Origin of the sequence: Rhizobium sp. NLR10b (assembly GCF_019685435.1) — a bacterium.
Lineage (GTDB): Bacteria > Pseudomonadota > Alphaproteobacteria > Rhizobiales > Rhizobiaceae > Rhizobium.
The window spans coordinates 175,043-197,432 of the sequence record NZ_JABDWV010000006.1; the positions used below are offsets into that span (position 1 = coordinate 175,043).

The window sequence follows — 22,390 nt, forward strand, 5'->3', positions numbered from 1 at the left end:
AAGCACCACGGCATTGCAGCGCCTTTCGCGCGTTGAAAAGACGCGCGGCGCTGTAATGCCGCCGGCTCAACTTTTGTGAACTAGAATATTCACCAGCCGGTCGAAAGGATCGCGCACGTAGAAGCGCCTGACGCCCCAGGGCTCGTCGGCCGGACCGTATTCGATCGGAACGCCGGCGGCAGACATCGCCTCGAAAGCAGCATCGAGATCATCCACCTCGATGGAGAGATCGGGCACCGGAGTCCCGGAGCCGCCTTGGCTGGCGACACTGAGCTGAACTTTCATGGAAGTATTCGCGCCGAACGTGACGATCCAGCCGAGATCCATCATCCGATCAAGGCCGAGAATATCCTGATAGAAGCGTTTGGCGGCCATGATGTCGGGCGCCTGGATATTGGCGACGATGCGAAGGACTTTCATGCCGCTCTCCTGAGTATCGGCTAGCGACAACAGCTTAGAGGGGATCGGCGATGCGATCAATCAGCCCGGCCGCCAGACATGTCGTGCCTTGTGCCGACCTCCTCTGCACGGCCGAGACCTCCGTCTCGATCTCGCTTGGCAGGGAGATGGCCGCCGGGACAAAGGGGGCCACGCGGGTGTCTGCTATCCCAGAAAGCTACCCAAGAAAAACAAAAGGCCGGAAGAGCGTCTGCCCTTCCGGCCTTATCCTTTGACTCGGAAGCGCTCAGGCGGCTTCGGTAGTGTGCGCCTTGCGGACTTCTTCGTCCGTCAGGATGCCGCTGGCGCGCAGCAGGGCGGCGAAGCGGCCGTTGCTGTGGCTGAGCTCGTCGAAGCTGCCCTGTTCGGCGACGCGGCCATCGTCAAGGAAGAGCACCATATCCGCTTCGCGGACCGTCGAGAGGCGGTGGGCGATGATGAAGGTGGTGCGGTTCTGCCGCAGATTGTCGATCGCGGCCTTGACGCGGGCTTCGGTCTCGACGTCGAGCGCCGAGGTCGCCTCATCGAGCACCAGGATCGGCGCATCCTTGAGGATGGCGCGGGCAATCGCGATGCGCTGACGTTCACCACCGGAAAGCTTGTTGCCACGCTCGCCGACATGGGTGTCGTAACGATCCTCACGGGTCTCGATGAAATCGGCGGCGGCGGCGGCTTCGGCCGCACGGCGCATGTCCTCCTCGCTCGCACCTTCGCGGCCGAGGCGGATATTGTCGCTGATCGAACGATTCAGCAGGCCCGCATCCTGGAAGACGGTAGCGATATGGCGACGCAGTGACTTCCGGGTCACCTTGGTGATATCGGTGCCGTCGACGAGAATCTGGCCGCCCTGCGGGTCGTAGACGCGCTGCAGCAGGTTGACCAGCGTCGTCTTGCCGGCGCCGGTCGGGCCGACGATGGCGACCGTCTGGCCTGCCTTTACCGAGAAGGAGACGTTGTGCAGGCCCTGCGAGCTGTTGCCGAAGCCGAAGGAGACGTCGCGGAATTCGACCGCACCCTTGACGTTCTTGATCTCGCTATTGCCGGCCGGCTCTTCACGGTCGCGCACCGAGTCTTCGAGCGTGTAGAAGTCCTCGAGCTTGGAGCGGGCCTCGAAGATCTGCGTCGCGAATTGGCGCATCAGGTCGAGACGGGCGATCAGCAGGTTGGCAAAGCCGATGAAGGCAATGACATCACCGATGCGCAACTCGCCGGACTGGACGAGCATCGTGCCGATGATCAGAACCACCATCATCGCGATGGTCGAAGCCATGCGGTTCAGCGCGCTGGCGAGCGCCCACCAGTCGAGCACCGGATACTGCGCTTCGAGCAGCCGGTCGGCGAAGGATTTCAACGCCTTGGTTTCCGCTTCGATACGGTTGTAGCTATGCAGAACGGAGACGTTGCTGATCGAATCGCTGACATGCGAGAAGACGGTATGGTAGTGGTTTTCGACCGAAGCCTGGCCATCCTTGGTGCGGCTCATGACCACGCGGCCGATCAGCCAATAGGCGATGCCAAGCACGATCAGCACGGCGGAAAGGCGCAAATCCATCGACATTGCCGTCGGCACCAGCAGGGACAGCGCAATGACCGTCGATAGGTGGTTGCGCATGAATTCCAGCCAGAGGCCAAACAGCGTCTCGCAGGCACGCAGCAGTGTATGCAGCGCGTTGGAGGTGCCGCGCTGATGGTGCCAGGCAAGCGGCATGGAAATAATGCGGCCGAAGGCTTCCGTCAGCAGCGTCGCCCGCCGGCCATGGGCAAGCCGGTCGGCCTCGCGTGAGACTAGAACGAAGGCGACGGTATTGAACACGGCGAAACCAGCCCACATGAAGAGGATGGGTTTGACTTCGCCCTTCCCCGATATCGCATCGATGATGCGACCGAACAGGATCGGTTCCGCAATGGTGATGGTCGCCAGAACAATGTTGGCAATAACGACCAGGGATACGCGGAGCTTGTAGGCGCCAAGATAGCGCAGAGCTCTTGCATAGACCTTGAATAGCGACACGTCTAACCTCTTGTGCATCTGCGAAAACGGGAATGATGGGATGCTACAAAAGGCTACCTGAACCGGCGATTAACGGAGTATTCGGGATTCAGCCCGCCGGGTGGTTAACTTGATCACACGATCGAAGCTGCGACGAATTTGAAGCTGCCTCAATAGGACAGAACAGAGGGGTATTCCGGGCTCCTCAGATTTTTCGGCAGCGGGATCTGGCGCCGGAATTCCACCATGATTATATCTCCCGACAATTTGCGCTTGCATTTTAATCAATGTTTAGCGCAGCATTAAATTAGAGACTGCATTTTTTTGAAGAAGACCGTTACGCGACCAATCTGAACAGCCGCCAACGGCCTCGATGCGGTTCAGGTCCGGGCAAAGGGCGCTATTTGTGAATATTAATTCTTTAATTCAATTGCTTGTCATTCTGGAAGAGTGCCCAAATCAGGACGCCGTCGTCACCGAACTCGAGCAGGTCCTCCACGGTTGCGGTTTCGAGTATTACGGTCTGCTGCGACATTTGCAGCAAAACCCGGCGCAGCGGAATATCGAACTGCGCGCCGCGCCGCTTGCCGGCCGCTGGCCGGAACAATGGCTACAGATATATGCCGCAAAAAAATATGTCCGGATCGATCCGATGGTGCGTTATCTCGTGCATGCGCAACGGCCTTTCCGCTGGCGGGAGAGCGTGGCCGCCTTCGACGGTGATGCGCATCAGCGCCGCATGGAGCAGATGATGGTCGATGCCTTCGGTCACGGATTGGAGGACGGCTATCTCTTTCCGATTCATGGGCGCAACGGCATTCTCGGCAGCCTCAGCCTCGGCGGCAAGCCGATCGACTTGTCGCCGGTGGAAATCGCGCTGCTCGAGGCCGTGGCGCGCAAGAGCTTCTGGCGATTGCTCGACCTCTCAGGCGAGGCCGCGGCGCTGGAAACGGTGCTGCCGACCGAGACGCCGCTGACGCGCCGCGAGATGGAAATCCTCCACTATCTTGCCGAAGGCATGACCTCGATGGAGATCAGCAAAATGCTGAAGATCTCAAACCATACGGTCGACTGGTACATGAACGGTCTGCAGGATAAGCTGAGGGCAAAGAACAGGCAGCAGGCAGTGGCGCTCGCCTTCCGTCACGGTCTGATAAGCTAGGCTTTTTCCATCCATCTCGCTGAAATCGCCGCCTACTGCGGGCCGACAGCTCTGGCATGGCGAGAAAGTGCGTTTCGCAGTCGCAAGAGAAATTGAACTTCCCGTGACAAGAAGTTAAGAATTTTCTTCGCGGGTGCAGCATGCCCGTGTCTGAACGACGGAGGAGACCGTTTTGCCCATATCCAAGATACTCGTTGCCAACCGCTCCGAAATAGCCATTCGCGTGTTCCGCGCGGCCAACGAGCTTGGAATAAAAACGGTGGCGATCTGGGCGGAGGAGGACAAGCTGGCACTGCACCGCTTCAAGGCGGACGAGAGCTATCAGGTCGGCCGCGGTCCGCATCTGGCCCGCGATCTCGGACCGATCGAAAGTTATCTGTCGATCGACGAGGTGATCCGCGTCGCCAAGCTTTCGGGCGCCGATGCTATTCATCCGGGCTACGGCCTCTTGTCGGAAAGCCCGGAATTCGTCGATGCCTGCAACAAGGCCGGCATCATCTTCATCGGCCCGAAGGCCGATACGATGCGCCAGCTCGGCAACAAGGTCGCAGCGCGCAACCTGGCGATCTCCGTCGGCGTGCCGGTCGTGCCGGCGACCGCACCGCTGCCGGACGATATGAAGGAAGTCGCCAGGATGGCGGCCGAGATCGGTTATCCCGTCATGCTGAAGGCCTCCTGGGGCGGCGGCGGTCGCGGCATGCGCGTCATCCGTTCCGAGGCCGATCTTGCCAAGGAAGTGACGGAAGCCAAGCGCGAAGCGATGGCCGCCTTCGGCAAGGATGAGGTCTATCTGGAAAAGCTCGTCGAGCGCGCCCGCCACGTCGAAAGCCAGATCCTCGGCGACACCCACGGCAATGTCGTGCATCTCTTCGAGCGCGACTGTTCCGTTCAGCGCCGCAATCAGAAGGTCGTCGAGCGCGCGCCCGCACCCTATCTCACCGAAGCGCAGCGCCAGGAACTCGCCGCCTATTCGCTGAAGATCGCAGAGGCGACGAACTATATCGGCGCCGGCACCGTCGAATATCTGATGGACGCCGATACCGGCAAATTCTACTTCATCGAAGTCAATCCGCGCATCCAGGTCGAGCATACAGTGACCGAAGTCGTCACCGGCATCGATATCGTCAAGGCGCAGATCCACATCCTCGACGGCTTTGCGATCGGCACGCCGCAATCCGGCGTGCCGAAGCAGGAAGACATCCGTCTCAACGGTCACGCCCTGCAGTGCCGCGTGACGACGGAAGATCCGGAACATAACTTCATTCCGGATTACGGCCGCATCACCGCCTATCGCTCGGCCTCCGGCTTCGGCATTCGCCTCGACGGCGGCACCTCCTATTCCGGCGCCATCATCACCCGCTATTACGATCCGCTGCTCGTCAAGGTCACGGCCTGGGCGCCGAACCCGCTGGAAGCCATTTCCCGCATGGATCGGGCGCTGCGCGAATTCCGCATCCGAGGCGTGGCCACCAACCTGACCTTCCTCGAAGCGATCATCGGCCACCCGAAATTCCGCGACAACAGCTACACCACCCGCTTCATCGACACGACGCCGGAGCTCTTCCAGCAGGTCAAGCGCCAGGACCGCGCAACGAAACTCCTGACCTATCTCGCCGACGTGACCGTCAACGGCCATCCCGAGGCCAAGGACAGGCCGAAGCCGCTGGAAAATGCCGCCCGGCCGGTGGTGCCCTATGCCAATGGCAACGGCGTGAAGGACGGCACGAAGCAGCTTCTCGACACGCTTGGTCCGAAGAAATTCGGCGAGTGGATGCGCAACGAGAAGCGGGTGCTTCTGACCGACACGACGATGCGCGACGGCCACCAGTCGCTGCTTGCCACGCGCATGCGCACCTATGACATCGCCCGCATCGCCGGCACTTATGCACATGCGCTGCCGAACCTGCTCTCGCTCGAATGCTGGGGCGGCGCCACCTTCGACGTCTCGATGCGATTCCTCACGGAAGATCCGTGGGAGCGCCTGGCGCTGATCCGCGAAGGCGCCCCCAACCTGCTCCTGCAGATGCTGCTGCGCGGCGCCAATGGTGTCGGCTACACCAACTATCCCGACAATGTCGTCAAATACTTCGTCCGCCAGGCTGCCAAGGGCGGTATCGATCTCTTCCGCGTCTTCGACTGCCTGAATTGGGTCGAGAATATGCGGGTATCGATGGATGCGGTTGCCGAAGAGAACAAGCTCTGCGAGGCGGCGATCTGCTATACCGGCGACATCCTGAACTCGGCGCGGCCGAAGTACGACTTGAAGTACTATACCGATCTTGCCGTCGAGCTCGAAAAGGCCGGGGCTCACATCATCGCGCTCAAGGACATGGCGGGCCTGTTGAAGCCTGCGGCGGCGAAGGTTCTGTTCAAGGCGCTGCGCGAGGCGACCGGTCTGCCGATCCACTTCCACACGCATGACACTTCGGGCATTGCGGCGGCGACCGTCCTTGCCGCGGTCGAAGCCGGGGTCGATGCCGTCGATGCGGCAATGGATGCGCTCTCCGGCAATACCTCGCAGCCCTGTCTCGGCTCGATCGTCGAGGCGCTCTCCGGCTCCGAGCGCGATCCCGGCCTCGATCCCGAATGGATCCGCCGCATCTCCTTCTATTGGGAAGCGGTGCGCAACCAGTATGCCGCCTTCGAAAGCGATCTCAAGGGGCCGGCATCGGAGGTCTATCTCCATGAAATGCCGGGTGGCCAGTTCACCAACCTCAAGGAGCAGGCCCGCTCGCTGGGGCTGGAAACCCGCTGGCATCAGGTGGCGCAGGCCTATGCCGACGCCAACCAGATGTTCGGCGACATCGTCAAGGTGACGCCGTCCTCCAAGGTCGTTGGCGACATGGCGCTGATGATGGTCTCCCAGGACCTGACCGTCGCCGATGTCGTCAGCCCCGACCGCGAAGTCTCGTTCCCCGAATCGGTGGTGTCGATGCTGAAGGGTGATCTCGGCCAGCCGCCGTCGGGATGGCCGGAAGCGCTGCAGAAGAAGGCATTGAAGGGCGAAAAACCCTATACGGTGCGGCCGGGCTCACTGCTCAAGGAAGCCGATCTCGATGCGGAACGCAAGGTCATCGAAAAGAAGCTGGAGCGCGAGGTCAGCGACTTCGAATTCGCTTCCTATCTGATGTATCCGAAGGTCTTCACCGATTTTGCGCTTGCCTCGGATACCTACGGTCCGGTCTCCGTGCTGCCGACGCCAGCCTATTTCTACGGGTTGGCGGACGGCGAGGAGCTGTTCGCCGACATCGAGAAGGGCAAGACGCTCGTCATCGTCAACCAGGCGATGAGCGCAACCGACAGCCAGGGCATGGTCACCGTCTTCTTCGAGCTCAACGGCCAGCCGCGCCGCATCAAGGTGCCCGACCGGGCCCATGGGGCGACCGGGGCGGCCGTGCGCCGCAAGGCCGAGATCGGCAACGCCGCCCATGTCGGCGCACCGATGCCTGGCGTCATCAGCCGCGTCTTCGCCTCGCCGGGCCAGGCCGTCAGTGCCGGTGACGTGCTCGTCTCCATCGAAGCGATGAAGATGGAAACCGCGATCCACGCGGAAAAGGACGGCACCATTGCCGAAGTGCTGGTCAAGGCCGGCGACCAGATCGATGCGAAGGATCTGCTGGTGGTTTACGGCGGATGAGCGACCGACACGAAAGTTTCGTCCGCCAATCCCTGCCAGGCCGGGCTGATCACCCGATTGTGTACAGCTAGTCTGTTAAAAGGTCGATCTTTTTGAAAGGCTAGCGGCCTCCTCGCCTTGCCCGGCGGGGAGGCTTTTTCGTAGACTTGCGTGCCTGCCCCTCCCAAAATCAATCAGGAAACAATTTCATGAGCAAATTGAAGATCGCCGTCATCGTCGGCAGCACTCGTATTGGCCGTTTCGCCGAACATCCGGCAAAATGGATCGCCGAGCTCGTCGGCCAACGCTCCGATCTCGAAGTCGAGGTTCTCGATCTTCTCGACTATCCCATGCATTTCTTTGGCGAAGAGCGCGCCACCACGGTGGAAAGCGACACCGCCGAGCGCTGGAAGAAGAAGCTGCGCGAATTCGACGGCTACATATTCACCGTCGCCGAGTACAATCATGCACCGACGGCGGTTCTGAAGAACGCTATCGATCTCGGCGAGTTCCTCCAGAAGCCGGTCGCCTTCGTCGGCTACGGCGGCGTCGGCGGTGCGCGGGCCGTCGAGCATCTGAGGCTGATCTTCGTGGAAATGGGCGCTGCCTCGGTGAAAACGGGCGTGCACATCGCTTTCAGCGAATATCTGAGCGTGCTCAAGGAAGGCAAGAGCCTTGGCGATTACCCGCACCTCAACGAGGCGGCGAAGAACCAGCTCGATCAGCTCATCTGGTGGGGCAATGCGTTGAAGGCGGCGCGTTCGGTCGTCACCTCAGCCTGAGGCAGGTGGCTTAAAATCAAAGCGTCTCACGTGAATCACGATTCACGTGAGACAAGAGCAATTCCAGCAAAAGTGTGCAGCGGTTTTGCATTCGGAATTGCGTGAAAACATAGAGATAGAGCAATTCCTTGATTCGAAGAGAAACGGAATTGCACTAGATGTCATATGTGTGGGCAGCGTTGATCGTCGATATGAAGCGCTTGGTGCGTTCGCGCTTGGGCGCGCTGAAAATGGCTTTCGCGCTGCCCGTTTCCACCACGCTCCCGGCCTCCAGGAAGACGACGTCATTCGCGATTTTCGAGGCGAGCCGGAGATCGTGGGTGGCCATGACCATCGTCGTGCCTTCGCGGGCAAGCTGGCCCAGCACATCGACCACTTCCGCCGAGAGTTCCGGATCGAGCGCCGAGGTCGGCTCGTCGCAGAGAAGCACCCGTGGCGACGGCGCAAGGGCCCGGGCGATTGCCACGCGTTGCTGCTGGCCACCCGATAAGGTCGAAGGCCAGGCATCGGTCTTGTGCGCCATGCCGACCTTGGTCAGCAGTTCCATGGCGTGTTCGCGCGCTTTCTCCTTCGGCCACTTCAGCACCGTGACCAGACCTTCCATAACGTTTTCAATCGCGGTCTGATGCGGAAAGAGCTGGAAATTCTGGAAGATCATGCCGGTCTGACGGCGGATTTTCTGGATCGCCTGCCGGCCCAAGCGTTTGCCGGGCGCGAAGGAAAGCTCTTCCTCGCCGAGGCGGATCGCGCCTGATGTCGGGATCTCGAGCAGGTTGATGCAGCGCAGTAGCGTGCTCTTGCCACCGCCGGACGGCCCGACGAGCGCGGTGACGCTGCCCTCGGGAATGCGGAGGCTGATATCCTTCAGAATGACGGCATCGCCGAAGCGCTTCTCGATGTTGGAAAGCTCGATCATGCGTTTGCCTCCAGCATGCCGCCATAACGTGCGAAACGACGTTCCAGCCGCACCTGCAGCTGCGAGAGGACGGAGCTCAGGGCGAGATAGATCAGCGCCGCCTCGATATAGAGGATCAGCGGCTCGTAGGTGGTGGCGACGATGCGTTGTGCCGCCTGGAAGAGCTCCGGCACGGTGATGGCGGCGGCAAGCGAGGTATCCTTGACCAGCGAGATGAAGGTGTTCGACAGAGGCGGCACGGCGACGCGGCCGGCCTGTGGCAGGATCGTCCGGCTCATCGCCTGGCGCCAGCTCATGCCGATCGAATAGGCCGCTTCCCACTGGCCCTTCGGCACGGAGGAGATGACCGCGCGGATGATCTCTGAGCTGTAGGCGCCGATATTCAGGGTAAAGCCGATCAGCGCGGCAGGAAAGGCGTCGAGCAGGATGCCGATGCTCGGCAGCCCATAAAAGATCACGAAGAGCTGGACGAGCAGCGGCGTGCCGCGAATGACCCAAACATAGAAACGGGCAAGCGCCGCGACGGGCGTCGGGCCGAAAAGGCGGGCGATCGCCGTGATCAGGCCGAGGATCAGACCAAAGACGAAGGAGAGCAGCGTCAGCGGAATGGTGAAGATCAATCCCGCCCAGAGGAGCGAGGGAAGCGATTCCGCCATCAGTTGGAGCCAGTGCGGCAAGGGATATTCCCTCTCGTCGGTTGACCAGTGATACTTCGAAATACCCCTCCCCAACCCCTTCCCACAAGGGGCAGGGACTTAATCTGCCTCCCGCGCCGCATGAAATGATCACCGAGCTGCAAGTCGGGACCTCTATTTTGAGGTGAGGCGGTTCCCGGCCAAAGCCCCTCCCCCTTGTGGGGAGGGAGGGGAGTTTTTTAGACGAAGCTTACTTCGAGACGTCCTGGCCGAAATATTTGTCGGCGATCTTCTTGTAAGTGCCGTCGGCCTTGATATCGGCGAGCGCCTTATTAATCGCTTCCAGCAGTTCCGGCTCGTTCTTGCGGATGATGACGCCGGAGTAATCGGCATTTTCCTGCTGGGCGGCGATCTTTACCGGCGCGTCCGGCTTGTGCTTCTTGAAGTCGAGGAAGGAGAGGCTGTCGTTGATCGTCGCATCGGCGCGTTTGGTCAGCACAAGCTGGATCGACTGGTCGAAACCGTCCGTGCCCACGAGCTCGGCCCCGGATTCGGTGGCGATCTTGCCGAAGTTGCTGGTCAGCGACTGGGCTGATTTCTTGCCCTTCAGGTCGGCGAAGGTCTTGATGCTGTCATCGCCGTCGCGGACGATCAGCACGGCCTTGGAAGCGATATAGGGCTCGGAGAAATCGTATTTCTGCTTGCGGGCTTCGGTGATGCCGACCTGATTGATGACAGTGTCGTAACGCTTTGCGTCGAGGCCGGCGATCAGGCCGTCCCACTTGCCTTCGACGAACTCGGCCTTGACACCGAGCTTGGCGGCGATGGCTTCGCCGATCTCGACGTCGAAGCCGACCAGCTTGCCGCTTTCGTCATGATAGGTGAAGGGCGCATAGGTGCCCTCGGTGCCGATCTTGAAGACGCCGGCCGATTTGATGGCGGCGAGGTTTTCGCCGGCATGGGCGGGCAGGAGGGCCGCGACGTGAATAAGGGTAGCGGCGGCGACGGTTTTCAACCAGTTCATTGTTCTGTCCATCCTTGGGAGGTTGCGATCGGATGAGCGATACTTTGCAGAAAACTAGGGCGCCGGAAGCGTAGAAAACTGCGAATAAAAGCAGCAACTGCAAATATTTTTCTCAAGAGTCGCCCTCCACGCACGAATTCCATGAAATTGGCGTCGCCGCGGTCACGCTCCAACCTTTCTCTCAGCGACCAATCGAAGACGCGCTTTGATGATTCAATTTTGTTTCACTGCGTCAGGAAACGTGTAACCGCGCATATTGCCTGCACGATCATAAGCGTTTATGCACGTTTATGTCAGTTCAGCGATTGATCCGGTAGGAACATGCAGGATTTTTTATTGCGAGAGCGCCAAGGCGTCATTTCCGAGCGGCTGCGGCTGAATGGCCGCGTGCTGGCGGCGGAACTTGCGCTCGAATTCGGCGTCTCCGAGGATACGGTGCGGCGCGACCTGCGTGAGATGGCGGCGGCGGGCCTCTGCGAGCGGGTCTATGGCGGCGCCTTGCCCGTGTCGCCGGCGCATGGAAGCCTGACGCAGCGCACGGGATTTGCTGCCGACCGCAAGCAGGCCTTGGCGCGGGCTGCGGCAAAGCAGATCGCTGCCGGTTCCTGCGTGTTTTTCGATGCCGGGAGCACCAATCTGGCGATTGCCAATGCTCTACCTGCCGAACTCGAACTGACGGCTGCGACGAATGCGCCGGTGATCGCCGCGGCGCTCATCGACAAGCCTGCGGTCAACGTCATCGTGATCGGCGGCATGGTGGACCGGCAGACGGGTGGAGCGCTCGGCGCCAAGGCCTTGCGGGATATGGAGCAGATTTCGCCCGATCTCTGCATTCTCGGCGCCTGCGGCATCGATCTCGAGGCCGGCATCACGACCTTCGGTTTCGAGGATGCGGAGTTCAAGCGGTTTGCGGCATCGAGAAGCAAAAAGGTGATGGCGGCAGTAACCTCGGAGAAATTCGGCACGGCTGCGCCCCACAGCATCCTTCCGGTTGCGCATTGCGAATGCCTGGTCGTCGAGCACGATGCCGATCCCGGCGTTCTTGCGGGTTATCGCGAGCGCGGCTGCCGGACCGTTATCGCCGAAAAAACGAACTGAGCCGTCGTCACGGAGTTTAGAAAAACGGGGGCTCCCAAGCCCGATAGCGAGGAAAGACCGAAAATGGACAGTCATGTGAATGCGCCGTCGGGGGTCCGCAGCGGCTTCATCACCAGAAGCAGGGCAGCGGTTTCCCTGCTCTTTCTCATGAACGGCTTTGTCGTCGGCTGCTGGGCGCCGAAGATCCCGGATTTTGCCGAGCGTCTCGGGCTGAGCAAGTTCGAGCTCGGGCTGATGATCATCGTCTTCGGCGTTGGCTCGCTGGTCATGATGCCGATCGCCGGCGCGCAGATCGCCAAGCATGGCTCGCGGATCGTTGTTCGGGCAACCGCCGTCTGCGTGCTGCCGCTGCTCCTGGCTCTGACGCTCGCGCCAAACGTGATTACCGCGGCAATCTCGCTCTTCCTGTTCGGCGGCTTCATCGGCGCCATGGATGTGGCGATGAACGCCAATGCGGTGTCCGTCGAAAAATCCATGCGCCGCGCCATCATGTCGTCCTGCCATGCTTTCTGGAGCCTTGGCGGCCTCATCGGTTCGGGACTCGGCGGCATCGTGATCACCAAGCTCGGCATTCTCGGCCATGCGCAGCTGGCGACGGTGTTGGCGGCGATCTTCCTTGCTCTGGCATGGCCGATGATCCTTGCGGATCCGCCGCATCCGGATGCCAAGAAAGAAAAGACGAAGCTGCCGATGGTGCCGCTGCCGTGGCTCCTTGGATTGATGGCGCTGTTCTCGATGGTGCCGGAAGGTGCCGTCCTGGATTGGGGCGCGCTCTATCTCCGGCAGGACATGGGGGCGTCGGTCGCGCTTTCAGGACTTGGTTTCGCAGCCTTTTCGGCGACCATGGCGACCATGCGCTTTGCCGGCGATCTCGTGCGCGACCGCCTCGGGAGCGTCAAGACCCTGCGCATCTGCACGCTCTTTGCCATCGCCGGCATGCTGCTTGCCGGCCTGGCGCCCAATGCCGAGCTTGCCATTTTGGGCTTTGCCTTTTGCGGCATCGGCATATCAAACATGGTGCCGATCGCCTTCTCGGCCGCAGGCAACATTCCCGGCCTCAAGCCCGGCATTGGCATCTCCGTGGTGACGACCATGGGTTATTCCGGCATGCTGGTAGCGCCGTCGTTGATCGGCTTCGTCGCCGAGCATATCGGTTTTGCCGTTGTCTTCATGGCGCTGCCGGTGCTGCTGTTGTTCGTTCTCCTATTCTCCAAACTGGCCCATTATGCCGATGGGGTCTCTGGAGGCGGCCACTGAGCCACCTCCAGACAAAAGTGATATAGTGGGCGGTTGACAATAAAGCGGTCATGATCCACCTGAAAGGCACTGTTTTTAGGGGTGCAAGAACTCTTCATGTCCTCAGCCGCCGATTTTGATCCAAAACCGCGCCGCGCTTCCGTCGCCGTCGATGTCGGCGGCGTCATCGTTGGTGGCGGCGCGCCGATCGTCGTGCAATCGATGACGAATACGGATACCGCCGATATCGATTCGACCGTTGCGCAGGTCGCCGCCCTGCACCGGGCGGGCTCGGAACTGGTGCGCATCACCGTCGATCGCGACGAAAGTGCGGCTGCCGTGCCGAAAATCCGCGAAAGGCTGCTGCGGCTCGGCATGGACGTGCCGCTGATCGGCGACTTCCACTATATTGGCCACAAGCTGCTTGCCGATCATCCAGCCTGCGCCGAGGCGCTGGCGAAATACCGCATCAATCCCGGTAATGTCGGCTTCAAGGACAAGAAGGACAAGCAGTTCGCCGAGATCATCGAGATGGCGATCCGCTACGACAAGCCGGTGCGCATCGGCGTCAACTGGGGCTCGCTCGATCAGGATCTCCTGACGGCGCTGATGGATCGAAATGCCGAGGCCGGGTCGCCGCTGTCGGCACGGCAGGTGACGCGCGAGGCGATCGTACAGTCGGCGTTGCTTTCGGCCGCCCTTGCCGAGGAAATCGGCCTGCCACGCAACCGCATCATCCTGTCGGCCAAGGTCAGCCAGGTGCAGGACCTGATCGCGGTCAATTCCATGCTCGCCGAGCGTTCCGATCACGCGCTGCATCTCGGGCTGACCGAGGCCGGCATGGGCAGCAAGGGCATCGTCGCTTCGTCGGCTGCCATGGGCTTCGTGCTGCAGCACGGCATCGGCGATACGATCCGCGTCTCACTGACACCCGAGCCGAACGGCGACCGCACCCGCGAAGTCCAGGTGGCGCAGGAAATCCTGCAGGTCATGGGTTTCCGGCAGTTCGTGCCCGTCGTGGCCGCCTGTCCCGGCTGCGGACGCACGACCTCGACGGTCTTCCAGGAACTCGCCCAGAACATTCAGAACGACATCCGCAAGAACATGCCAGTCTGGCGCGAGAAATATCCAGGCGTCGAGGCGCTGAACGTCGCCGTGATGGGCTGCATCGTCAACGGACCGGGCGAAAGCAAACATGCCGATATCGGCATCTCGCTGCCCGGTACCGGCGAGACGCCGGCCGCTCCCGTTTTTATCGACGGCAAGAAGGCGCTGACACTGCGCGGTCCCAATATCGCCTCCGACTTCGAGGCGCTTGTCGTCGATTATATCGAAAAGCGTTTCGGCCAGCGGACGGCAGCGGAATGAAGATCCGCGCGTTCGAATGAGCCGGTATTGGTCTGATATCGTCAGCAAGCTCCGACCGTATGTCGCGGGCGAGCAGCCGCGTATTCCCGGCCTGGTCAAGCTCAATACCAATGAGAATCCCTACGGACCGTCCCCAAAGGCGACCGAAGCGATCAGGCAGGCGGCGGACGATCGTCTGCGGCTCTATCCCGATCCCTCCGCCACGGAATTGCGCGAAGCGATCGCCGCCCGTTTCAACCTGACGGCGGAAGAAGTATTCGTCGGCAACGGCTCCGATGAGGTTCTCGCCCATACGTTTCAGGCGCTGCTGAAACACGAGCTGCCGCTTCTCTATCCCGACATAACCTATAGCTTCTATCCAACCTATAGCCTGCTATATGGTGTGGAGGCGATCGAGATGCCGCTCGACGATCAGTTCCGGATTCGGCTTGCTGATTACGACAGGCCGTGCGGCGCAATCATCATTCCCAATCCGAATGCGCCGACTGGTATCGGCCTGCCGCTGGCCGGGATCGAGGCGCTTCTTGCTGCTCATCCGGATGCGGTCGTCGTGATAGACGAGGCCTATGTCGATTTCGGCGGCGAGAGTGCCGTGCCGCTCATTTCTCGTTATCCCAACCTTCTGATCATCCAGACCTTGTCGAAATCTCGTTCGTTCGCAGGTCTGCGCGTCGGCTTCGCGCTGGGGCACCGGGACCTGATCGAGGCGCTGGTGCGCGTCAAGGACAGCTTCAATTCCTATCCGCTCGACCGCCTGGCCCAGGTCGCGGCGACGGCGGCGATCAAGGACGAGGCGTGGTTCGAAACAAGCCGGCGGAAAATCATCGCCAGCCGGGAAACCCTTGTCCGGCAACTGGAAGCGTTGAGTTTCCAGGTGCTGCCATCCCAGGCGAATTTCCTCTTCGCGATGCACGAGAGCCGATCGGGCGGTGCACTTCTGGCCGAACTGCGGGAGCGTGGCGTGCTCGTCCGGCGTTTCGCCGAGCCGCGCATTTCGGAGTTCCTGCGCATCAGCATCGGCACCGACGAGGAATGCGCGCGGCTGGTTGCCGCTCTCAAGGAGATATTGGCCGCCTGACCTTCGGCTCAGCTCTTACGGTCGGCGATGAAATGCGCAGCGGCGGTGAGGATCGAGGCGCGTGCCCCATAGGGGGCGAGCAGGTCTTCGGCATCGCTGACGTGCTGGCGGAGCTCGGTCTCGGCCCATTCCATGCCATGAAGCCCCACGAGCGTTCCCTTGCCGCGGGCCGCATCCTTGCCGGTCGCCTTGCCCATGGTCTCAGCATCAGAGGTCAGGTCGAGAATGTCGTCGGCGAGCTGGAAGGCAAGGCCGATCTTTTCGCCGAAGGCGCGCAGGCGGCGGCGATCTTCGGGCGGGCTTCCTGCGATGATGGCGCCCGCCTCGCAGGCGAAGCGGATCAGCGCCCCTGTTTTCATCGCCTGCAGGCGTATGATGCCGGCCTCGTCGGGGGCCTGTTTCTCGGCCGCGAGGTCGAGCGCCTGGCCGCCGGCCATGCCGCCGAGACCGGCTGCGCGGGCAAGGGCCAGCACCAGCGCTGCTTTGCTCGTATCGGGAAGGGCGGTCTCCGGCGCTGCGACGATGTCGAAGGCGTAGGTCAGCAGGCTGTCGCCGGCAAGGATCGCGGTGGCTTCATCGAACTTGATATGGACTGTCGGCTTGCCGCGGCGCAGGTCGTCGTCGTCCATGGCCGGCAGATCGTCATGCACGAGGGAATAGCAGTGAATGCATTCGAGCGCCGCGCCGACACGAAGTGCGGCCTTCCCATTGCCGCCGAGCAGGGCGGCACTTTCGGCAACGAGGAATGGGCGCAGCCGCTTGCCGCCGTTCAGCACGGCATAATGCATGGCGCTGCGCAGGGTCTCGGGCCTGGCGATTTCATCGGAAAGAGGGACCGGTGACGACAGCAATGCGTCGAGCAGCGCCTCGATTTCGCGGGCGTTGTTCCTAAGCCTCGTCTCGAAAGTGTCCCGGTTCGCGTCCATGGGCGCTGTTTGGCATGGGGCACCGGGGCTTGCAACGGAATTGTCGATGACTGCAGCAAGATTTCCCATGTGCTCTGGCATAAGCGCCTCACAGGCGTTATGAGAACGAGAGGGAGCGAAATGGGCTTGGGACATTGGATATAGCGCCGGAGAGAGAGGATATTGCCGACATGCCGGCCCGTCGGCGATGGTTCGAAGATCGGCCCGTGCTGAGACGCGTCGGTCTTGCCGTTCTGGCCATAGTGATCCTTCCTTACGCCCTGATCTTCCTCTACCTGCTGCCCTTCATCCATCCCGTCTCGACGCTGATGCTGCGCGATCTGGTGCTGCTGCGCGGCTATGACCGCAGATGGGTATCGTTGGACGAGGTCGCTCCGGTCCTGGTGCAATCGGTGATGATGTCCGAAGACGGTCAATATTGTTTCCACGGCGGCGTCGACTGGGCGGAGATGCGCATGCTGGTCGAGGATACGCTGAAGGGCCAGGCAACGCGCGGCGGCAGCACCATCCCGATGCAGACCGCCAAGAACCTCTTTCTCTGGAACAGCCGCTCCTTCGTGCGCAAGGCGATGGAGCTTCCGCTCGCCGTCTCCACCGATTTCGTCCTGTCGAAGCGGCGGCTGATGGAAATCTATCTCAACATCGCCGAATGGGGTCCCGGCATCTACGGCGTCGAGGCGGCGGCCCAGCATCATTTCAAGGTTCCGGCCTCGAAGCTGACGCGGCGGCAGGCGTCGCTGCTGGCTGTCTCGCTCCCGAACCCGATCGACCGCAAAGCAGGCATGCCCGGACGAGGCCTTCGCCGGCTTGCCGGCGTCATCGAGAGGCGTGCGCAGGGCTCAGGCGACTACATCAAGTGCATCTATGAATAAGATCAGAACTTGTCATTAGAAGCAGTGAACGTCATCTGACATTCTTGGTTCTGCCATATGGGCGAATGCAGTCCAATCAGAGCCCCCGAGTCGCCCATGACCGCCCCAACCTTTTCTCCCGAACTTCTCTTTTACTCGAAGACGCACAATCAAAACCCGCCCGCCCATCTCGGCAGCCGCTATGGCAAGATCGGCGGTTTCCTGCCGGAAGCCGGCAACACCATCGTCTGCCACATCGAGAAGGGGTCAAGGACCCGGGCGGTACTGATAGAGGCGCGCGAGAAATATCTAACGATGCCCGAGGCGCCGCAATTTCTCTTCACGCCGATCTCGAGCCTTCACATGACGCTTTTCGAAGGCGTCATCGAGACCAGGCGCCTGCAGGACTGCTGGCCTGCAGACCTCCCTCTCGAGACGCCGATCGACGATATGACCGATCTCATGGCGGCGCGGCTCGAATGTTTCTCGATGGCGGAGCCTTTCAAAGTCGCCGTCGTCGAAGCTCGGCCGTCGGGCCTGCTCGTCGACGGAGCGACGGAGAAGGACCGCAAGGTCATGCGCGCCTGGCGTAACGCGCTTGCCGATCTTCTCGGCTATCGCCAGCCCAACCATATGGATTACAAATTCCATGTGACCTTCGCCTATGTGATCGAGCGGCTGGAGGATGAAGCCTTGCCGCGCTGGCAGGCAATGCTCGACGAGGTGGCCGAGGATATCCGCCGCAAGGCCCCTGTTTTCGAGCTTGCGCCGCCGGCGTTCTGCGTGTTCGAGGACATGAACCATTTCCACGAACTGCTGATCTTCGATTTCGATGCCTGAATGGGAGAGGCCTATGGACAGACCGACGCTCTACATCGCCAACAAGAATTATTCTTCCTGGTCGTTCCGGCCGTGGATGGCGCTGACGAGCGCCGGCGTCGACTTCGAAGAAATCCTGATCCCTTTCGACGATGCGGGCGGCAATCCCAATATCAAGGCGATATCGCCGAGCGGCCGGGTGCCAGTCCTGCAGCACGGCGGTTTGAAGATCTGGGAATCGCTGGCGATCATCGAATATGCCGCCGAGCTTTATCCGGACGCCGGCCTTTGGCCGCGCGACCGTGCCGAACGGGCGCTCGCCCGCTCTGTTTCGATGGAAATGCTTTCAGGCTTCCGAGCCCTGCGCAATGCCTGCCCGATGAATATTCGCCGACCGAGGGGCGGGATCACATTGCCTGACGGCGTCGACGCCGACGTCAGCCGTATCGAGACGATCTGGCGAAACCTTCTGCAGAAATCCGGCGGCCCGTTTCTCTTTGGTGCGTTCAGCGGCGTGGATGCGATGTTTGCGCCCGTCGTCAACCGGTTCGACATCTATGACCTCGTCAGCCGGGAGGAGACGCTCGCCTATATGGAGACGATGAAGGCGCATCCGGCCTGGCGGAAATGGGAAGAGGCGGCCCGCGCCGAGCCCTGGATCGTGCCGGAAGACGAGGTCTGAGGCTCGAATCATCGGCTTCGCAAAAAATATGCATGGGGACTGGTCAAGGCCGCCCCTTGCATGTATAAGCGCGCAAAATTTCCGAAATCGCGACATGTCCGTTTCGGCCGCCATCTGGCCGTGGGAATGTTTTGCCCGCAAGTGGAGTAAGAAAAATGGCTGTACCGAAGAGAAAAACGAGCCCGTCCAAGCGCGGCATGCGCCGTTCGGCTGACGCGCTGAAGGCACCGACCTACGTCGAAGACAAGAATTCCGGCGAACTGCGCCGCCCGCATCATATCGACCTGAAGACCGGTATGTATCGCGGCCGCCAGGTTCTGACTCCGAAGGAAAGCGCATAATTTCCGATCCGGCTCGTCCGATCGCGAGTCTCAAGGCCGGCTTCACGCCGGCCTTTTGCATTTCGGCAAGATAATATTTGCAATCACTTGCGGTGAGACAACGGTTTGCGGCAGTATTCTTTCTCCGCTGGGAGATTGCCGATGGTAGCCGCAATGCCGCTGATGATTATTCCGTTTATTCTTTACAATCTGGCGATGCTCGGCCTGATGGGCGACGGCGGCATCGCAGCCTTGCAGCATAACATCATCGTGCTGTCGATGCTCTCGGGTGCGACCTGGAGCATGGCGCTCGGCGATCTCTTCATCGTCGTTGCGCTCATCGTGCTGTTCTTCGAAATCCTGAAAGCAACGCGAACCGGGCCCGGCAACCTCTTGAACCATATCTTGTCGATGCTGGTCTTCATCGCCTTCCTGGTCGAGTTTCTTCTCGTCCAGGGCGCCGCGACACAGGTGTTCTTCATTTTGATGACGATCGCTCTGATCGATGTGATCGGGGGTTTTGCCGTTTCGATCCGAAGCGCCGGGCGGGATGTCTCTATCGGACTATAGGTTGTCGAGCTTGTTCTGAAGGGCGCGGAGCTGTTCCTTCAGTTCGTCGATATCCTTGGCTTCGGCCTTGCGGCTTTCCTTGGCCGCCGGCGGTGTCATGAAAGGCGAGAACATCTGCATTGCCTGCTGAAACAGCTCGGTATTGCGGCGAACCTGGTCCTCGACCATCTGCATCGGCAATTGCAGGTTCTTGCCGAGCGGCGTCTCGCCGAAGGCACGGTTTACCTGTTCGCGCATCTGTGCCTGCTGTTCGCTGAAGGCGCGCATAGAATGTTCGAGGAAGCTCGGCACGACCATCTGCATCTGGTCACCATAATAGGTGATCAGCTGGCGCAGGAAGGAGATCGGGAGCAGCGTGTTGCCGGTTTTCGATTCCTGCTCGAAGATGATCTGCGTCAGCACCGAATGGGTGATATCGTCCCCGCTTTTTGCGTCCTGGACGGTAAAGTCTTCGCCCCTCTTTACCATCTCCGCCAGATCTTCCAGCGTCACATAGGTGCTGGTGCCTGTATTGTACAGGCGGCGATTGGCGTATTTCTTGATGACAATCTGACCCTCATGCTTCGCCATATCAGTCTCCTGAACCCCCGTCTGATTTATGGATCTTCCTCCACTTCAGACTGTAAACGCAAAAGAAGGCTGGTGACAATCTCTTTGTGCGTTGCGGCAAACCTTTAGCAGATCAAACGAATCGGCGTTGACTGCTGCCGCGAAAATGGCGGCGGCCGGTCTTCCCGTTTGACTTGTGCTCAAAGCTTTGCCAGTTTCCCCTTATGTAAGTGGGACGAAAAACGAGGAGCCTCCCCATGAGCAATTCATCCGTCGTCATCGCCAGCGCAGGTCGGACAGCCGTCGGCTCGTTCAACGGTGCTTTTGCAACGGTCCCCGCGCATGAACTCGGCGCGGCCGTCATCAAGGGGGCGCTCGCGCGCGCCGGCGTCGATGCCGGCGAGGTGGATGAGGTGATCCTCGGCCAGGTGCTGGCCGCGGGCGAAGGCCAGAACCCGGCCCGCCAGGCGGCGATCAAGGCCGGCCTTCCGAAGGAAACGACGGCCTGGGGCGTCAACCAGCTCTGCGGCTCGGGCCTGCGCGCAGTCGCGCTCGGCATGCAGCAGATTGCCACCGGCGACGCCAGGATCATCGTTGCCGGCGGCCAGGAATCCATGTCGATGGCGCCGCATGCCGCGCATTTGCGCAGCGGCACGAAGATGGGCGACATGAAGATGGTCGACACGATGATCAAGGACGGCCTCACCGACGCTTTTCACGGCTACCATATGGGCATCACCGCCGAGAACGTCGCACGGCAGTGGCAGCTGTCGCGCGACGACCAGGATCAGTTCGCCGTCGCCTCGCAGAATAAGGCAGAGGCGGCTCAGAAGGCCGGCCGCTTCACCGACGAGATCATTCCCTACATCATCCAGACACGGAAGGGCGACGTGACCGTCGATTCCGACGAATATATCCGCCACGGCGCGACGCTCGAGGCGATGGGCAAGCTTCGCCCCGCCTTCGACAAGGAAGGCACGGTTACCGCCGCCAATGCCTCCGGCCTCAACGACGGCGCTGCCGCCGCCGTGCTGATGAGTGAGGCGGAAGCGACCCGGCGCGGCATTCAGCCGCTTGCCCGCATCGTTTCCTGGGCAACGGCCGGCGTCGATCCGTCGATCATGGGCACCGGCCCGATCCCCGCGTCGCGCAAGGCGCTCGAAAAGGCCGGCTGGTCTGTGAACGATCTCGATCTTGTGGAGGCCAACGAGGCCTTCGCGGCACAGGCTTGCGCTGTCAGCAAGGATCTCGGCTGGGATCCGTCGATCGTCAACGTCAATGGCGGGGCGATTGCGATCGGCCATCCGATCGGCGCCTCCGGGGCGCGCATTCTCAACACGCTGCTGTTCGAGATGAAGCGGCGCGGCGCGAAGAAGGGCCTCGCCACGCTTTGCATCGGCGGCGGCATGGGCGTCGCCATGTGCTTTGAAGCACTTTAAATAGCATGCGATCCGTCATTGATTGAAATGCCGCCACGAGCGGGCGAAAACACAGAGGGGGAGCGGAACATGAGCAGAGTGGCTCTGGTCACCGGAGGTACACGCGGCATCGGCGCAGCGATATCCATGGCGCTGAAAAATGCCGGCTACAGGGTTGCGGCCACTTACGCCGGCAATGACGAGAAGGCTCATGCCTTCCACGACGTCACCGGCGTTGCGGTATTCAAATGGGATGTTTCGGACTACGCTGCCTGCGGTGAAGGGATCACCAAGGTCGAACGCGAGATCGGGCCGGTCGAGATCCTCGTCAACAATGCCGGCATCACCCGCGACGCAATGTTCCACAAGATGACGCCGCAGCAGTGGCACGAGGTGATCAACACCAACCTGACCGGTCTGTTCAACATGACGCATCAGGTCTGGAGCGGCATGCGCGACCGCGGCTTCGGCCGCATCGTCAATATCTCGTCGATCAACGGCCAGAAGGGCCAGATGGGCCAGGCGAACTATTCGGCGGCCAAGGCCGGCGATCTCGGCTTTACCAAGGCGCTTGCCCAGGAAGGGGCTGCGAAAAACATCACCGTCAATGCCATCTGCCCCGGTTATATCGGAACGGAAATGGTGCTTGCCGTGCCGGAGAAGGTACTAAATGAACGCATCATTCCGCAGATCCCGGTCGGCCGTCTCGGCGAGCCCGAAGAGATTGCCCGCTGCGTTACCTTCCTCGTCTCCGACGATGCTGGTTTCATCACCGGTTCGACGCTGACGGCCAATGGCGGGCAATTCTTCGTTTAAGATAGGACGAACGTGTGTCGATTTGCAAAGGCGCGTTGCAGAACGCGCCTTTGCTTTTGTTCGGGAGGGCAGAAGCGGTTGCCGGTGTTCCGGTCT

The 22,390-nt window shown here is 60.9% G+C and carries 21 protein-coding genes; 14 read left to right on the forward strand and 7 right to left on the reverse strand.

Translation table 11 applies throughout. The features are described from left to right. Window positions 1–66: 66 nt before the first annotated feature. Window positions 67–420 (reverse strand): VOC family protein, encoded by a 354-nt coding sequence (locus tag HJB91_RS11705; RefSeq protein WP_221154794.1) that lies wholly within the window; start codon window positions 418–420, stop codon window positions 67–69. 265 nt (window positions 421–685) lie between these two features. Continuing rightward, window positions 686–2,449 carry a glucan ABC transporter ATP-binding protein/ permease gene (locus HJB91_RS11710; RefSeq protein WP_210632681.1) on the reverse strand — a complete coding sequence of 588 codons (1,764 nt, stop codon included), beginning with the start codon at window positions 2,447–2,449 and terminating at the stop codon, window positions 686–688. Window positions 2,450–2,834: 385 nt separating this feature from the next. Here HJB91_RS11710 and HJB91_RS11715 point away from each other — a divergent pair, with 385 nt between their 5' ends. The 3 genes from HJB91_RS11715 to HJB91_RS11725 all read left to right on the forward strand — a co-directional run bounded on the left by HJB91_RS11715 (window position 2,835) and on the right by HJB91_RS11725 (window position 7,988). Further along, a complete protein-coding gene (locus HJB91_RS11715) occupies window positions 2,835–3,590 on the forward strand; it encodes a LuxR family transcriptional regulator (RefSeq protein WP_221154795.1) in 756 nt (251 codons plus the stop codon). A 172-nt stretch (window positions 3,591–3,762) separates the two neighbouring features. Then, window positions 3,763–7,227: a pyruvate carboxylase gene (gene pyc / locus HJB91_RS11720; protein WP_221146177.1), complete on the forward strand. Its 3,465-nt coding sequence runs from the start codon at window positions 3,763–3,765 to the stop codon at window positions 7,225–7,227. A gap of 188 nt (window positions 7,228–7,415) precedes the next feature. Continuing rightward, window positions 7,416–7,988, forward strand: coding sequence for an NADPH-dependent FMN reductase (locus tag HJB91_RS11725; protein WP_210632684.1), 573 nt, complete (start codon window positions 7,416–7,418; stop codon window positions 7,986–7,988). Window positions 7,989–8,142: 154 nt separating this feature from the next. On the opposite strand, the gene HJB91_RS11730 is transcribed toward HJB91_RS11725, so the two are convergent. From HJB91_RS11730 to HJB91_RS11740, 3 genes are all read right to left on the reverse strand, one after another. Continuing rightward, window positions 8,143–8,904: an amino acid ABC transporter ATP-binding protein gene (locus HJB91_RS11730; RefSeq protein ID WP_221154796.1), complete on the reverse strand. Its 762-nt coding sequence runs from the start codon at window positions 8,902–8,904 to the stop codon at window positions 8,143–8,145. Continuing rightward, complete coding sequence (locus HJB91_RS11735) at window positions 8,901–9,581, reverse strand: amino acid ABC transporter permease (protein WP_221146182.1); 681 nt, start codon at window positions 9,579–9,581, stop codon at window positions 8,901–8,903. Before HJB91_RS11735 ends, HJB91_RS11730 begins: the two co-directional genes overlap by 4 nt. A gap of 208 nt (window positions 9,582–9,789) precedes the next feature. Next, window positions 9,790–10,563 (reverse strand): amino acid ABC transporter substrate-binding protein, encoded by a 774-nt coding sequence (locus HJB91_RS11740; protein WP_210632687.1) that lies wholly within the window; start codon window positions 10,561–10,563, stop codon window positions 9,790–9,792. Window positions 10,564–10,884: 321 nt separating this feature from the next. Between HJB91_RS11740 and HJB91_RS11745 the strand changes: the two genes are divergently transcribed. The 4 genes from HJB91_RS11745 (at window position 10,885) to hisC (ending at window position 15,343) form a co-directional block, all read left to right on the forward strand. Further along, the gene (locus HJB91_RS11745) at window positions 10,885–11,661 is read left to right on the forward strand and encodes a DeoR/GlpR family DNA-binding transcription regulator (RefSeq protein WP_221154797.1); all 777 of its coding nucleotides are present in this window, start codon (window positions 10,885–10,887) and stop codon (window positions 11,659–11,661) included. A 63-nt stretch (window positions 11,662–11,724) separates the two neighbouring features. After that, window positions 11,725–12,918: an MFS transporter gene (locus HJB91_RS11750; protein ID WP_221154798.1), complete on the forward strand. Its 1,194-nt coding sequence runs from the start codon at window positions 11,725–11,727 to the stop codon at window positions 12,916–12,918. 96 nt (window positions 12,919–13,014) lie between these two features. Then, window positions 13,015–14,265, forward strand: coding sequence for a flavodoxin-dependent (E)-4-hydroxy-3-methylbut-2-enyl-diphosphate synthase (ispG, locus tag HJB91_RS11755; protein ID WP_210632690.1), 1,251 nt, complete (start codon window positions 13,015–13,017; stop codon window positions 14,263–14,265). A gap of 16 nt (window positions 14,266–14,281) precedes the next feature. Further along, entirely contained in the window at window positions 14,282–15,343 is a 1,062-nt protein-coding gene (gene hisC / locus HJB91_RS11760; RefSeq protein WP_221154799.1) for a histidinol-phosphate transaminase, read from the forward strand. 8 nt (window positions 15,344–15,351) lie between these two features. Here the strand turns inward: hisC and HJB91_RS11765 are convergent, their stop codons facing one another. Beyond that, complete coding sequence (locus tag HJB91_RS11765) at window positions 15,352–16,269, reverse strand: polyprenyl synthetase family protein (protein ID WP_210632692.1); 918 nt, start codon at window positions 16,267–16,269, stop codon at window positions 15,352–15,354. Window positions 16,270–16,403: 134 nt separating this feature from the next. Between HJB91_RS11765 and HJB91_RS11770 the strand changes: the two genes are divergently transcribed. The 5 genes from HJB91_RS11770 to HJB91_RS11790 all read left to right on the forward strand — a co-directional run bounded on the left by HJB91_RS11770 (window position 16,404) and on the right by HJB91_RS11790 (window position 19,511). Continuing rightward, on the forward strand, window positions 16,404–17,141 hold the full coding sequence (locus HJB91_RS11770) for a transglycosylase domain-containing protein (RefSeq protein ID WP_221154800.1): 738 nt from the start codon (window positions 16,404–16,406) through the stop codon (window positions 17,139–17,141). A gap of 96 nt (window positions 17,142–17,237) precedes the next feature. Next, a complete protein-coding gene (locus HJB91_RS11775) occupies window positions 17,238–17,960 on the forward strand; it encodes a DUF1868 domain-containing protein (protein ID WP_221146186.1) in 723 nt (240 codons plus the stop codon). Window positions 17,961–17,973: 13 nt separating this feature from the next. After that, a complete protein-coding gene (locus HJB91_RS11780) occupies window positions 17,974–18,621 on the forward strand; it encodes a glutathione S-transferase family protein (RefSeq protein ID WP_210632695.1) in 648 nt (215 codons plus the stop codon). Window positions 18,622–18,776: 155 nt separating this feature from the next. After that, complete coding sequence (gene rpmF, locus HJB91_RS11785) at window positions 18,777–18,962, forward strand: 50S ribosomal protein L32 (protein ID WP_003543812.1); 186 nt, start codon at window positions 18,777–18,779, stop codon at window positions 18,960–18,962. A gap of 141 nt (window positions 18,963–19,103) precedes the next feature. Further along, on the forward strand, window positions 19,104–19,511 hold the full coding sequence (locus HJB91_RS11790) for a hypothetical protein (protein ID WP_210632696.1): 408 nt from the start codon (window positions 19,104–19,106) through the stop codon (window positions 19,509–19,511). Here HJB91_RS11790 and phaR read toward each other — a convergent pair. Beyond that, window positions 19,506–20,081: a polyhydroxyalkanoate synthesis repressor PhaR gene (phaR, locus tag HJB91_RS11795; protein WP_210632697.1), complete on the reverse strand. Its 576-nt coding sequence runs from the start codon at window positions 20,079–20,081 to the stop codon at window positions 19,506–19,508. The genes HJB91_RS11790 and phaR overlap by 6 nt on opposite strands. A 236-nt stretch (window positions 20,082–20,317) precedes the next feature. On the opposite strand from phaR, the gene HJB91_RS11800 reads away from it, so the two are divergent. Both HJB91_RS11800 and HJB91_RS11805 read left to right on the forward strand, forming a co-directional pair. Further along, window positions 20,318–21,499, forward strand: coding sequence for an acetyl-CoA C-acetyltransferase (locus tag HJB91_RS11800; RefSeq protein WP_210632698.1), 1,182 nt, complete (start codon window positions 20,318–20,320; stop codon window positions 21,497–21,499). Window positions 21,500–21,568: 69 nt separating this feature from the next. Continuing rightward, window positions 21,569–22,294, forward strand: a complete 726-nt coding sequence (locus HJB91_RS11805) for a beta-ketoacyl-ACP reductase (RefSeq protein ID WP_210632699.1) — start codon at window positions 21,569–21,571, stop codon at window positions 22,292–22,294. Window positions 22,295–22,390: the final 96 nt, after the last annotated feature.